We start from the raw sequence: 13,357 nt of genomic DNA on the forward strand, positions 1-13,357 counted from the left end.
TCTTCCTCCTATGCTAATCCGAGTGGTGAGAATAATACGTATGTGCCAATAACTACAAATATGATAATACCACCTACTAAATATCTATGTTTCCATGGTGTGATATCTACTTTTGCGTAATTTACACTGAAATCAAACTCATCAGATGGTTTCCATTTATTGAATAACATCACTATAAGTAAATCTACAAAGAATAGTACACTTAATACATATAAGAAATGTATTTCTGTAATCAAAACTTTTGAAAGCGCATACAATACAATGTGTAAAATAAACATCACTTTAGCGCCAAGCTGTGATGTACGTTTTACAAAAAATCCTACCAATACAAGTACTAAAAGTGGCATGTTATAAATACCATTAAACTCTTGTACAACTGCATATAAACCTTGTGGGAACAGAGAAATCATTGGTGCAATTATTACAACAATTACACCTACTAATACTGTAACCAATCTACCAATTCTTGATACTTGTTTATTACTAGCTTCTTTGTTGATAATTGATTTATAAAAGTCTAAAGAGAACAAAGTTGCTGTACTATTTAAAGATCCAACAAACGAACTTAGAATAGCACCAAAAATAACTGCTCCAAATAGACCATATGCCCATTCTGGTAATACTTCATTAACTAGCATTGGATAAGCATTATCAGGATTTGTAACTTTGTCTCCTAACATATTGAATGCTAATACACCTGGAAATACTAAGAATAAAGCACCAAAAATTTTAAATGTACCTACATACATAGCACCCTTTTGTGCTTCTTTTAAACTTTTACCAGCAAGTGCTTTTTGAACAATCATTTGGTTAGTACACCAGAAGAATAAATTGTTGAAGAACATACCAAAGAACAACGTTGGCCATGGTACTATCTTAGAATCAATCGCACCCAGTGAATTGAGTTTTTCCGGCGTGTTCTGAACCACTTTATCAAACCCGTGTAAGAAGTTTCCATCTCCAAAAATAATGAGACCTAAAGTTGGTATAGCAAGTCCACCTATAATTAAACCGACACCGTAGATAGAATCACTATGTGCACTTAAAGATAATCCACCTATGAATAAGTATATAATTCCTACTATACCTATTACTGTTGATATTAAAATAACTGCAGTCATATCGCTTATATTTAGCATTTCACTTACATTGAAAATTTTATTAAACACTAGTGCACCAGAATATAAGACAACTGGTAAGAATGAAACAACATAAGTAAATATGAATAATAAAGATACGAGTCGTTTCGTGAAAGTATCAAATCTCATTTCAATAAAATCTGATATTGTATCTACACCATACCTAAAATATCTAGGTAAAAAGACAAGTGCTAATATTACAATGGCTACTGATGATGTTACTTCCCATGCCATAACTTCCATACCTGCAACGAAACTTTGACCATTTTGACCAACTATTTGTTCTGTAGATAAATTAGTCATAATAATTGTAGAAGCAATTGTAAAACCTGTTAAACTTCTACCACCCATAAAGAATCCATCTGAATCTTGAGTATTAATCTTTCTACTTCGTAAGTAAGCATATACACCGACACATATAACAACTAAAACAAATGAAATTGCTGCAAACATACTCATGATAATTCTCTCCCTTTAGGAGCCCTTAACTCCTATACCATTTTGTTTAAAATTTTATTGATATTGTGCTATATATTCTTTTGCTTTTTTTGCATATATAAATGGATTTGCAATCGCTGGATCTTGTTCAGCTTCAACTACAATCCACCCACTGTAATCAGATTTATAAATTAAATCTAAGATAGGTTTAAAATCTATTACACCATCTCCAGGTACTGTGAACATACCTTTTTTTACACCATCCAAGAAGCAACTACTTTCTTTATCTACAGCTTCTTTAACATCTTGTCGAACATCTTTAAAATGAATATGTTTTATCCTATCTTCATATCTTTCAAATATGTCTATCGGATCTTCGCCAGAAAGGACAAGGTGTCCTGTATCAAATAAGAGAGAAACATTATCTTTGTTTGTTCTTTCCATTAATTCATCTATTTCTTTTGTCGTTTGTACACCTGTACCCATGTGATGGTGGTATACGATTTCCATATCTTTTTCATGTGCTAATTGTCCTAGCTTCTCTAATCCGTCTATTAATAATTGCCATTCTTGTTCGGTGAATATAGGTTTTTCTTTAAATAATGCTTTCGTTAAATCTCCTTGAATACTATTGCCTTGTTCTGACACAACAATAACGTTAGCGCCTAATGCATGTAAAAAATCTCTATGTTTTATAAATGCTTCTTCTGTTACTTCATATGGTTCGGAAGTTAAATATAAGCTTAACCATGCACTTGCGACTGATAGTCCTCTTGGTTCCAAATATGATTTCAAAACTTCAGGATCTTTCGGGTACTTGTTACCAATTTCTGTACCTTCATACCCAGAGAGTGCCATTTCACTTATACATTGCTCAAATGAATTTTCACGCCCTAGTTCTGGCATATCATCATTTGTCCAAGCTATCGGTGCACAAGCGTATCGAATATTTTTAGTCATTTACTTCACCTCACAACTTAATGATTGTTTTCTTTTCATAAGATTCTTGCATTGCAATTGCAACCTCTGTACTTTTCAATCCATCAATACCTGTTATTGATGAAGGAACATTGTTATTGATAGATTCTATAAATGCATTAATTTCATTAATAAATGCTAGTTTGAATCGTTCAGGAAAATGACCTGAAGTCGGTCTAACGACGCCGTTTTTGTCATAAAGTGTAACTAAGTTTTTCTCAGGTGCATTTCCGATTCTTATCATGCCTTCAGTTCCTATGATTTCTGTTTCAACATGGTATCCATGTTGTGCATTTCTTCCTGCTAATAAGTATGCGATTGTACCGTCATCTAATTCTGCCAGACATGCACCTGTTTCCAATTCTTCACATTCTGTTAATTCAGGTGCTGCTATGTTATTACCTAGTGAATAAACAGTTTTAAATTCTGAACCTGTGAACCAGCGTACTAGATCAATATCATGAATCGACATATCTAAAAATATGCCACCACTCGCACTGTTCTTCGCAAATTGAATAAAGCTATCTAACCCTGCACTAGGATCAATTCCATAACATCTCATTGCTGTAATTTTACCTAGTTCACCATTCTGAACAACGTCTTTAGCAAATTGGTAAGAATCATCAAATCTACGCATAAAACCTAACTGAAACACTTTGTCTGAGTGACTATTTATTTTTTCAACAACTTGTTTGATATTATCTAACTCAAGTCCAATAGGTTTTTCTGAAAAGACATGCAAACCTTTATCTAATGCTTGTGAAATTTGAACTGCATGAAATCCACTTGGTGAAACAATTACAACTGCATCTAGCTCATCGTTTTCTATCATTTCTGAATAGGATGTATAGCAATTTTTTACACCTAATTCATCTTTGGCGTATGCTAATTCTTGCTCAACAACACTTGCAACAGCGAATAATTCTGCGCCTTTCACATGATTAACAATGTTTTCTGCATGCACTTTTCCTAATCTACCTAAACCAACTTGACCAATTTTTATTTTTGTCATGTTATGAATCTCCTTATTAATATTGTTTTGCTTTTTTCATAGCTTGAACCTTTTCTTGATATGATGTATTTATATTTGATTTTTCACTATGTTCGGATACACCAACATTCCAGAATGATTCATATCCGTCAGTCATTGTTTTAGGTAAAGTCTTAATTTCTATTAATGTAGATTTTGTTTCTTTTTTAGCATCTTTAATTGCATCTTCTAAAGCTTGAAGACTGTTAACCTTGTATGAAACAGCACCATATCCTTCTGCAATTTTCTTATAATCTACATTCATGACTTTGCCGTTATAATCATTAAATTCAGTACAAAAACTTTCACTACCATTACCCATTTGTAAATTGTTGATACAACCAAATCCACTGTTATCGAATAATACAATGTTAATTTTATAGTTATATTGCAATGCAGTTAGTAATTCAGTGTGCAGCATCAAGAAACTTCCATCACCAACTAATGCATATACTTCTTTTTGGGGATTTGCTATTTTTGCACCAAGTGCAGCTGCAATTTCATACCCCATCGTAGAATAACCATATTCCATATTGTAAGTATTAAATATATCGGTCTCCCACAATCTTTCTAAGTCTCCTGGTAAAGATCCAGCAGCGGCAACGATTATTGCATCATTATCGATTGTTTCATTAACTTTAATAACCGCATTTGTTTGTGGTAATTCCGTTTCTAAGGCTTCAATGTATTGATTAAGTTTTTCTTTACTAAAATGACCTGATATTTCAGCTTCAAAATCATTTTTATTAATATCTACATGAGATAATCTTTCTCTTTCTTCTGACCATTTATTTTTTAAATCATTTACTTCATCTAATGTATTAAATTGACATTTACTTAATGCTTTATCCAATAAACTAATTGATATTTTTGCGTCTCCAACTACTTGTATCGCATCTAATTTATAAGCATCAACTCTATTAACATTAATGTTTATAAATTTTGCATTATCAAAGTTAGCTACTGTCTTTGAGCTAGTTGTAAAGTCTGAATACCTTGTTCCAATACCAATAATGACATCAGCTTCTTTTGCATATAGATTGGCTGCTAAATTTCCTGTAACGCCAAGACCACCAAGATTCAATGGATGAGAGGCTTCTATTGTTGATTTACCTGCTTGAGTTTCTGCAATAGGAATATTCGTTTTTTCTATAAATGCTTTTATAGCATCTTGAGCTTCTGAATACTTAGCACCACCACCAACAATTAATAGTGGTTTTTTAGCTGTCTTCAATAGTTCAACTGCTACATCTATTGATCTATTAGAAGGTTGAAGTCTATCAACATAATGTACGCGCTTTTCAAAAAATGTTTTTGGGAAATCGTATGACTCTCCCTGAACATCTTGGCTCAATGCTAATGTCACAGGACCCGCTGTTTGAGGGTTTGTCATGACCTCAAATGCACGAATTAAGGCAGACATGATTTGCTCAGGTCTCGTTATGCGATCAAAATATCTCGAAATTGGTTTTAACGCATCATTTGTAGTAATACCAATACTTTGAGGGTTTTCAATCTGTTGTAATACTGGATCTGGTTGACGAGTTGCAAATGTATCTCCTGGTAAAAATAATACTGGTATATGATTTGCTGCGGCTGTACCTGCTGCCGTTACAAGGTTAGCAGCACCTGGACCGACAGATGTTGTCACTGCAAATACTTTTTTTCGTAAACTTTGTTTACTAAAACCAATTGCTGTATGTGCCATACCTTGTTCATTTTTGCCTTGGATTATTTTTAATTCTTTTTGATAATTTGATAGTCCTTCTCCTAAACCAAGGACATTACCGTGGCCAAAAATATTCATGACACCTTCAACAAATCTTGTCTCTTTTCCATCAATCGAAATATATTGTTTCGTCAAAAATCTAACAATTGCTTCTCCAGTTGTTAACTTCACTGTATTAACCATGTTTAATACCACCTTAAGATTGTTCTTTAATTAAATTTTCTATTTTATCAACTGTAGGCATCGCTTCAGATGAACTATGACTACTTACAACAATCGCTGCTGAAGCTGCACCATATTTCAATGCTTCTTCAACTGACTTACCTTTAACCAATGCATAAATAAATGCGGCTGCGTATGAATCGCCAGCTCCAAATGTTTTAACGACATTCGCTTTAAATGCTTTACCTTCATAAGTATTGCCTTCTTTATCAAACGCATTTGAACCTTGTACACCATGTTTAATGACAACTAAATGTGGATTAGCTTTAAATAATAGTTCACTAATTTCTTTGTCTGATAATGCTTTATATCTTTCGACCATATCAAATTCATCACGTGTTCCAATTACGACATCAGCTTGTTCAGCGACTAACTCATAGTAAATAGAAGTTTCTTCTTCGTCTTTCCAACTATAAGGTCTATAATCCAACTCAAAAATTACTTGTACATTATGTTTTTTCGCTAGTAACAGCGCTTTTAATACTGCTTCTCTTGATGGAGATTTAGCTAACGCAGTTCCTGAAATAAGCAAATATTCCGAATTTTTAACGTATGATTCATCTACATGTTCAGGTGCTAAATATAGATCTGCTACTTCTTCTCTATACATTAATATGCTAGACTCACTCGGACTTTTAATTTCTGTAAACGTTAAGCCAATTTTATGTCCATCTTCATCTACATGTATTTGAGAAGTATCAACGCCTACTTCTTCAAAGTAATTCGTAATAAATCTTCCATGTTGATCATCTGATACATTAGCAATCATACCCACATCTAATCCTAACTTTGCCGTACCAATCATGATATTAGCTGGTGAGCCACCAACATATTTGCGAAATGATTCTGTTTCTTCCATTGGTCTATTAATTTCTATTGAGTTTAAATCTATTGCTGCACGACCTATTGCTATAATTTGTTTTTTATTAGACATTCACGTACACCCCTTATTCTCTATCAATAATCCATTCATGATCTGGTTGATTATAAAATTTCCAAACTTTTTTAGGTCCTGCCATAACATTTAAGTAATAACCATCGTAACCATCAGGTACAGCTACTGGATGATAACCTTTAGGCACAACAACAACATCACTATTCTCTACTGTCATCGTTTCATCTAATGAAAGGTCGTCTGTAAACACACGTTGAAAGACGAAACCTTTACTTGGATTCATTTCATGATAGTAAGTTTCTTCAAGTAATGATTCATTTGGTAAGTTATCAACGTCATGTTTATGTGGTGGATAGCTCGACCAATTACCTTGATCTGTATACACTTCAACGACAAGTAATTTTTCGCTCGCTGTATGTGTATCAGGTAAAATATTATGAACATGTCGTTTATTTGAATATTTACCTCTATCTTCTACTGAGTTCTCAGATGCTGGGATTAATTGTGTTGCTCTTTCTTCATCTGCTGGTGAATAACAAAGTACAACTCTTGAATCTTTATTCGCTTTAATTGTCACTTCATGATTTTTAGAAATATAGATACTGTCTGTTGGTATTTTTTCAAATACTGAATCTCTTGTTCCTAAATCTTCATAAGAACTTTCTCCATCTGACACATCAATATTGCCAGTTAAAGCGACAATACATAGTTCAAAATCACCTGTTGATTCTGTGTAAGTACCTTGTGATTTTATGTCTAAAACTTTAAAACCAATATAAGCTAAATCAATATCTTCAGGTTTCAAATCATGTATCACTTGTACATCATCACTTAATGGATGATGTACAGGTTTATTTAATAATCGAGCCATCTCTATTTTTCACTCCTTAAAATTGTGGATTACCATGTCTTGCAGTTACGACCTTACGATGTGTGTAGAAATCAATACTATCTTTACCGTTTGCATGTAATGAACCATAGAATGATGATTTCCATCCTGAGAATGGGAAGATTGCCATTGGTGCTGGTACACCTAAATTAATACCTAACATACCTGCATCAATATACTCTCTGAAGTATCTAATAGATGATGCACTGTCTGTAAATAAACATGCACCGTTCGCAAATTCAGATTGATTCGCTAATTGAATGCCTTCTTTTAGATCTTTTACTTTAACAAGTGATAGCACCGGTGCGAATATTTCATCTTGCCATAATTTCATATCAGTTGTAACATCTTCAAAAATAGTCGGTTTTACGAAGAAACCATCTTTGTTGTTGTCTTCTCTACCATCTAATACGAGTTTGGCACCTTCTTCGACACCTTGATCAACGTAATTTAATGTACGTTCAACATTTTCTTCTCTAATAACTGGACCTAAGAAAACATTATCTTCTAAGCCATTTCCGATAACGATATCTTTAGAAGCTTGTACAAGTTTTTCTTTAAATTCGTCATAAACACCTTCTTGAACAGCTACTACAGCTGCTGCCATACAACGTTCACCTGCTGATCCAAATGCTGCACCAATTACATCTTTAACTGCGCCATCAATGTTCGCATCATTTAAAATGATTGTATGGTTTTTAGCACCTGTTAAACATTGCGCACGTTTTAAGTTTTCAGTTGCTTTTTTATAAACATATTCACCTACTGGTTTAGAACCAACGAATGATACAGCTTTAATATGTTCATTTTCACAAATGCCATTCACAACATCATGTGCACCATGTACAACATTGAATACACCTTTTGGAAAACCTGCTTCTTCAATTAACTCTGCAAGTTTATTAACAAGTAATGGTGTCTTTTCAGAAGGTTTAATCACAAACGTATTACCTAACGAAATAGCCATCGGGAACATCCAACATGGCACCATCATTGGGAAGTTGAATGGTGTGATACCACCTACAACACCTACTGGATATCTATAGCTTGTTCCTTCTATATTTGTAGCGATACTTGAAAGTGAGTCACCCATCATTAAAGAAGGAGCACCTGCAGCGAATTCAACATTCTCAATACCTCTTTGTACTTCACCTAAAGCTTCTGTCGTATTCTTACCATTTTCTTTTGTAATAATTTCAGCTAATACTTCTCTATTGTCTGTTAGTAATTGTTGAAGTTTGAATAAAAGTCGAGCACGTTTAGGTACAGCAACTTCTTTCCATTCTTGAAACGCTTCATGTGCAATTTTTGCCGCTTCATCTAATTCTTCTCTAGTTGAAACAGGTACTTTAGCAATCACTTCTTTAGTAGCTGGATTGTATACATCTATTGTTTCCTTACTTTTCGACGCTTGCCATTGTCCATTAATGTAATTCTTTAAGATTTCTACCATTTACATATCCTCCAGTTATAAATATTAAAGTAACCGCTTTCATCACCTTTTTAAAAAATGAGTATATATTGATTAACTATTGGTTACTTGTTGAAATAATATTATAATAACGAGTAGAATATGTCAAATTTTGAGTAACTTATATTTTTTATAGTTGTTATATAAGCAAATTTTGGGTATATTGTAAGAAATGGGGGAATCGTATATGAAATCTAAACGAATTTATGAAATAGAATCTTTCATAAAAAAAAACAAAACAGCTTCAATTGATGAATTGAAGGACACATTTAATGTATCTGTTAATACAATAAGGCGTGACATCAACCTTTTAGTAGATATGAATGTAGTTAAAAAAGTTTATGGTGGTATTGAAGTTATCGAGGATGAATATAAAGCGGTTGATTATCAAAAAAGAAATGTTGAGAATTATCAATCAAAAAAACATATCGGTCAATTAGCTGCTGCACATATCGAAACTAACGACATTATTTATATTGATACAGGAACAACAACAATACATGTATTAGATTATGTCGACAAAAAATTATCATTTACAATTATTACGAACAGTCTTGATATCATGAATAAAGCTTCACAATTTGAAAATGTAACTTTATTTATCATTGGCGAAAAATACAAACCACGTACACGATCATTCATAGGAATAGATACTAATATTTTATTGAATAAATTTAATATTAATAAATGCTTTATGGCAGCTACTGGTGTTAATATTCCAAATGGTCTATCTAATTCAGAGATGGAAGAAAATTTAATCAAACAACTTATTACAAAAAAAGCACGAGAAACTTATGTTTTAGCGGATAATAGTAAGATAGGACATTCAACATTACTAACATACTGCAATTTAAGTGACGTAGACAAAATAATTACTAATAAAGTACTCCCTCAAGAAATACAACAGTTCTGCGATGAAAATGATATTAAGGTACTATATTAGTTAATAAATATAACACGCGTGGATTTTGTGGGGCACTAACGATCTTGTTTTCAACTCTTGAGCGTTAGCGCCTCGTTTTTGCGCATTTTTTAAAATTTATTGACCGCTAACGATCTTGTTTCGGTTTCTTGAACGTTAGAATTTCTAACGATCTTGTTTTCGACTCTTGAGCGTTAGCGCCTCGTTTTTACACATTTTTTAAAATTTATTGACCGCTAACGATCTTGTTTTACTTTCTTGAACGTTAGAATTTCTAACGATCTTGTTTTCAACTCTTGATCGTTAGCGCCTCGTTTTCGCGCATTTTTTTAAATTTATTACCCGCTAACGATCTTGTTTCACTTTCTTGAGCGTTAGAATTTCTAACGATCTTGTTTGCGACTCTTGAGCGTTAGCGCCTCGTTTTTGCGCATTTTTTAAAATTTATTGACCGCTAACTATCTTGTTTCACTTTCTTGAGCGTTAGAATTTCTAACGATCTTGTTTTCGACTCTTGATCGTTAGCGCCCCGTGTTCACGCACAATAAAAGACGTGATACACTAATTTCTATCGGTATCACGTCTTTATTTATCTTATATTAAGATGTTAAGGCTATTTCATTATAGAATTCGTCTATATTTATGGATTGCCCGTGGTTCAGTCTTGATTCTTCTGCTGCGAATGCCATTAAGTGACTGATTAAGGATTTACTTGCTATGGATTTAGATACATTTTGATCTGAGCTATTAATTGCATCTATAAAATCTCTTATAATACCTTCATCTCCGCCTCCATGTCCACTGCTCACTTCTGGGAATTTAATGACTTTTTCTTCTCTTGTTAAAAAGTCAAAAATACTTATTTCATTTGTTTCCATATTCCCTCTTATTTCCCCTTTTGTTCCCATTATTTGTACTATTCTTGTTTGTTCTCTTGTAAATGCGCTCATACTAAATGTTGCTGTTGCGCCATTTTCAAATTCCATATTCACAACTTGGTGATCGACAACGTCATTATCTGATTGGAAGACGCATTTTCCATAATCCGTATGATTTAATCTTTCAATGATCGCTTCGTTAGAATTTTCTTCTGTAAATTTCATCGCCCATCCTCTACCGATACCTAAATAATACCTTCCAGCGTGAAATGGACATTCATTTTCTGCTGGACATCCGTCTAAACATCTTAATGGTGCGCCTTCTGGTTTGTTAGCTTCATTAAAGTACATCAATGAACCAAAGGAATTGATCCTTTTACAATCTTGATCCATGATATAACTGATAATATCCATATCATGGCAAGATTTAGCTAATATCATTGGACTTGACTGTTCTTTACTTTTCCAATTTCCCCTTACAAAACTATGCGACATATGCATATATTCTACATTTTCATTGAGTTGGATAGATGCAATCTGACCAATATCTCCATTTTGAACGATAGATTTTATTCTGCTCCAGAATGGTGTATATCTTAATACGTGACAAATCGTTAATGTTCTATCCATTTCTTTCGCTTTTTCTACCATTTTAATGCACTCTTCAGGACTAGGAGACATCGGCTTTTCAAGCAACACGTGATATCCTAAATCTAATGCTTTCATCGTTGGTTCAAAATGGGCTTTATCTTGAGTACATATAATTGCTATATCAGCTTCTGGCTTTAAGTCCAATAATGCTTTCCATGATTCTTGTACGTATCGTTCATCAAGATTATGGTGACTGCTTACACGTTCTCTTCTTTCTTTAACAGGTTCTGCTACCCCAATTAATTTAATTTTATGGGGTAAAGATTTTATCAAATTCGCGTAAACTCTTCCCCCACGGTCACCTGCACCTAACAAAATCGCTTTTTTTATACCCATTGAATCGTCCCCCTTTATCATTCAATAGTTTCATATTACTACTATAAAAGTAAAAAATCACACATTTATCATTATTTTTTTGTTCATATTTGTTCAAAATTGTTATTATTATAAATAAAAAAACAGTAGGCATTCAAATTATAAAAATGAATGTCTACTGTCTAAGTATTGATATATTCAATTACTGACCTTGATTTTGTTGCATTTGCATCAATTCATCTGCTGTAAATTGTACATCAGTTCCAATAATAATTTGGATATTTTTATCACTAATTACTTTGTTTCCTAATGCGCCAGATTGTTTGATTTTATCTTGATCAACAACACTTGTATCTTTTAATGTTAGACGTAATCTTGTTGCACAGTGATCGATAACTTCTATATTATCATTACCACCAATTGCTTCATATATAAGCTTTGTCTTATTAGATACTTTCACACCACTATTGTTTGTTGAAGTACCCGCTTCATCTTCTTCAAGACTAGGATCTTGCTTTGCCGCTTCTTCCATTAAGCCATCTCTACCTGGTGTCTTAAGATTAAATGTACGAATCGCAAAATCAAATACAACGAAGTATACGACACCCATAATCAAACCAAGGACAAGTAACATTAATGGCTTATTCGCAATTGGAATACTTAAACTTAATAAATAATCTATTAATCCTGCACTAAATGTAAATCCTGCAGTCCAATGGAATGTTGCTGCTATAAATAATGAAATACCTGTTAATAACGCATGAATTCCAAATAACATCGGTGCTGCTACTAAGAATGAGAATTCTAATGGTTCTGTGATACCAGTTACGAATGAAGCGATCGCTGCTGTAACCATTAAAGAACCTACTACTTTTCTATTACGCTTTTCAGCATTTTTCCAAATCGCTAATGCTGCAGCTGGTAATCCAAACATCATAATTGGGAATAAGCCTGCTTGATAACGACCTGTTATACCCGCTTCACCCTTACTAGACCAGAAGTTTGCAATATCATTAATACCCGCAATATCAAACCAGAATACTTGGTTTAATGCGTGATGCAATCCAAAAGGTAATAATAAACGGTTAAAGAATCCGTATAACCCTGCCCCAAGAGGTCCAAGTTTAGAAATCATTTCCCCAAATGACACTAATCCATTATATACTGGTGGCCAAATAAACATAAGCGCGATAGAAATCACTAACATTGCCGCCGCTGATAATATCGGCACAAGACGTTTACCACTAAAGAAAGCAAACGCTGTTGGTAATTTCGTATCTTTAAATCTATTGTAAATTGCAGCTGTAACTAGACCACAAATAATCCCGATAAATACATTACTAATACCCGTAAATGCGATATCAACTTTATCCTCAGCAATATGCAATACTTTCGCCATTGCTTCTGGCTTTAGTACTTGTGTAACCACTAAAAATGATACAAGTCCACTAAGTGCAGCTGCTCCATTTTTATCTTTAGACATACCGAATGCTAACCCTACCGCAAATAGTATTGGTAAATTATTAATAACGGCTAAACCACCATTTGCTAAAAAGTTCGCAACGCTATTTCCTTCCCCGTTAATTGCACCTGAATCAATAAAAGATGCGATACCTAAAAGTAACCCAGCTACCGGTAAAATGGAAATAGGTAGCATTAGAGACTGTGCAAATTTTTGCATATAAGCCTTCATATTTTTCTCCCCTTATATATTTGTTGGAAACGTAATCTCTATTACATATTTACCACAAAAAACATTTGATGTATATAACGAATTAATATTTCAAAAACTTAAAATAA

Annotated in this window: 10 protein-coding genes; 1 reads left to right on the forward strand and 9 read right to left on the reverse strand. The window is 33.3% G+C overall.

Annotated features, from left to right (window positions below; genetic code table 11):
* Nucleotides 1-8: 8 nt before the first annotated feature.
* The 7 genes from LQ673_RS09815 to LQ673_RS09845 are packed head-to-tail and all read right to left on the reverse strand — an operon-like array spanning nucleotide 9 to nucleotide 8,773.
* Entirely contained in the window at nucleotides 9-1,598 is a 1,590-nt protein-coding gene (locus LQ673_RS09815; protein ID WP_037590352.1) for a solute:sodium symporter family transporter, read from the reverse strand.
* 54 nt (nucleotides 1,599-1,652) lie between these two features.
* Nucleotides 1,653-2,537 (reverse strand): myo-inosose-2 dehydratase, encoded by an 885-nt coding sequence (gene iolE, locus LQ673_RS09820; protein ID WP_037590351.1) that lies wholly within the window; start codon nucleotides 2,535-2,537, stop codon nucleotides 1,653-1,655.
* A gap of 10 nt (nucleotides 2,538-2,547) precedes the next feature.
* Nucleotides 2,548-3,567 carry a Gfo/Idh/MocA family protein gene (locus LQ673_RS09825; protein ID WP_037590350.1) on the reverse strand — a complete coding sequence of 340 codons (1,020 nt, stop codon included), beginning with the start codon at nucleotides 3,565-3,567 and terminating at the stop codon, nucleotides 2,548-2,550.
* A 16-nt stretch (nucleotides 3,568-3,583) separates the two neighbouring features.
* On the reverse strand, nucleotides 3,584-5,497 hold the full coding sequence (gene iolD / locus LQ673_RS09830; RefSeq protein WP_159316166.1) for a 3D-(3,5/4)-trihydroxycyclohexane-1,2-dione acylhydrolase (decyclizing): 1,914 nt from the start codon (nucleotides 5,495-5,497) through the stop codon (nucleotides 3,584-3,586).
* A 13-nt stretch (nucleotides 5,498-5,510) separates the two neighbouring features.
* The gene (gene iolC / locus LQ673_RS09835) at nucleotides 5,511-6,470 is read right to left on the reverse strand and encodes a 5-dehydro-2-deoxygluconokinase (protein WP_084755318.1); all 960 of its coding nucleotides are present in this window, start codon (nucleotides 6,468-6,470) and stop codon (nucleotides 5,511-5,513) included.
* A gap of 13 nt (nucleotides 6,471-6,483) precedes the next feature.
* Complete coding sequence (gene iolB, locus LQ673_RS09840; protein ID WP_037590347.1) at nucleotides 6,484-7,302, reverse strand: 5-deoxy-glucuronate isomerase; 819 nt, start codon at nucleotides 7,300-7,302, stop codon at nucleotides 6,484-6,486.
* A gap of 16 nt (nucleotides 7,303-7,318) precedes the next feature.
* Entirely contained in the window at nucleotides 7,319-8,773 is a 1,455-nt protein-coding gene (locus LQ673_RS09845) for a CoA-acylating methylmalonate-semialdehyde dehydrogenase (protein ID WP_037590346.1), read from the reverse strand.
* Nucleotides 8,774-8,978: 205 nt separating this feature from the next.
* Here LQ673_RS09845 and LQ673_RS09850 point away from each other — a divergent pair, with 205 nt between their 5' ends.
* Entirely contained in the window at nucleotides 8,979-9,734 is a 756-nt protein-coding gene (locus LQ673_RS09850; RefSeq protein WP_185805808.1) for a DeoR/GlpR family DNA-binding transcription regulator, read from the forward strand.
* A gap of 578 nt (nucleotides 9,735-10,312) precedes the next feature.
* Here the strand turns inward: LQ673_RS09850 and LQ673_RS09855 are convergent.
* On the reverse strand, nucleotides 10,313-11,578 hold the full coding sequence (locus LQ673_RS09855) for a Gfo/Idh/MocA family oxidoreductase (RefSeq protein ID WP_126477342.1): 1,266 nt from the start codon (nucleotides 11,576-11,578) through the stop codon (nucleotides 10,313-10,315).
* A 181-nt stretch (nucleotides 11,579-11,759) separates the two neighbouring features.
* On the reverse strand, nucleotides 11,760-13,250 hold the full coding sequence (gene nagE / locus LQ673_RS09860; protein ID WP_191836117.1) for an N-acetylglucosamine-specific PTS transporter subunit IIBC: 1,491 nt from the start codon (nucleotides 13,248-13,250) through the stop codon (nucleotides 11,760-11,762).
* Nucleotides 13,251-13,357: the final 107 nt, after the last annotated feature.

Origin of the sequence: Mammaliicoccus sp. O-M54 (genome assembly GCF_022386035.1) — a bacterium.
GTDB lineage: Bacteria > Bacillota > Bacilli > Staphylococcales > Staphylococcaceae > Mammaliicoccus > Mammaliicoccus sciuri_A.

Coding starts and splice junctions, on each gene's coding strand:
- LQ673_RS09815 (WP_037590352.1), bottom strand. CDS start 1,598: ATGAGTATGTTTGCAGCAATTTCATTTGTTTTAGTTGTTATATGTGTC.
- iolE (WP_037590351.1), bottom strand. CDS start 2,537: ATGACTAAAAATATTCGATACGCTTGTGCACCGATAGCTTGGACAAAT.
- LQ673_RS09825 (WP_037590350.1), bottom strand. CDS start 3,567: ATGACAAAAATAAAAATTGGTCAAGTTGGTTTAGGTAGATTAGGAAAA.
- iolD (WP_159316166.1), bottom strand. CDS start 5,497: ATGGTTAATACAGTGAAGTTAACAACTGGAGAAGCAATTGTTAGATTT.
- iolC (WP_084755318.1), bottom strand. CDS start 6,470: ATGTCTAATAAAAAACAAATTATAGCAATAGGTCGTGCAGCAATAGAT.
- iolB (WP_037590347.1), bottom strand. CDS start 7,302: ATGGCTCGATTATTAAATAAACCTGTACATCATCCATTAAGTGATGAT.
- LQ673_RS09845 (WP_037590346.1), bottom strand. CDS start 8,773: ATGGTAGAAATCTTAAAGAATTACATTAATGGACAATGGCAAGCGTCG.
- LQ673_RS09850 (WP_185805808.1), top strand. CDS start 8,979: ATGAAATCTAAACGAATTTATGAAATAGAATCTTTCATAAAAAAAAAC.
- LQ673_RS09855 (WP_126477342.1), bottom strand. CDS start 11,578: ATGGGTATAAAAAAAGCGATTTTGTTAGGTGCAGGTGACCGTGGGGGA.
- nagE (WP_191836117.1), bottom strand. CDS start 13,250: ATGAAGGCTTATATGCAAAAATTTGCACAGTCTCTAATGCTACCTATT.